Below are 530 nucleotides of genomic sequence, written 5' to 3' on the forward strand. Positions count from 1 at the left end.
TGATCGCGGGTGCCCTCGCGATGCTGGTGATGCGGATGCTGGGTGAGATGTCCTCCGCGATGCCCGCCTCCGGTTCGTTCTCGGTGCACGCGGAACGCGCCCTCGGGCGCTGGGCCGGGTTCAGCGTCGGCTGGGTGTACTGGTTCCTGCTGGTGGTGGTGCTCGCGGCGGAGGCGACGGCCGCCGCGGCGATCGCCCACGGCTGGGCACCCGCCGTCCCCCAGTGGGGCTGGGTGCTGGTGTTCATGGTGGTCTTCACCGTCGCCAACCTGGCGGCGGTGAAGAACTTCGGCGAGTTCGAGTTCTGGTTCGCCGCGCTCAAGGTCGGCGCGATCGTGCTCTTCCTGGCGCTGGGCACCCTGGCGATCTTCGGGCTGCTGCCGGACACGGACCCGGTCGGCCTCACCCGGCTCACCGGCGAGGGCGGCTTCCTGCCGGGCGGCTGGTCCGGCGTGATCTCCGGCGTACTCGCCGTCGTCTTCGCCTTCAGCGGCCTCGAGGTCGTCACCATCGCCGCCGCCGAGACCGAC

General features: G+C 71.3%; 1 protein-coding gene. It reads left to right on the plus strand.

Features of this window, described 5'->3' with window-relative positions; genetic code table 11:
* On the plus strand, nucleotides 1-530 hold a 530-nt coding region (locus RF644_RS18845), incomplete at both ends, for an amino acid permease (protein ID WP_368797670.1).

The organism is Kocuria sp. CPCC 205258, assembly GCF_040981005.1.
GTDB lineage: Bacteria > Actinomycetota > Actinomycetes > Actinomycetales > Micrococcaceae > Kocuria > Kocuria rosea.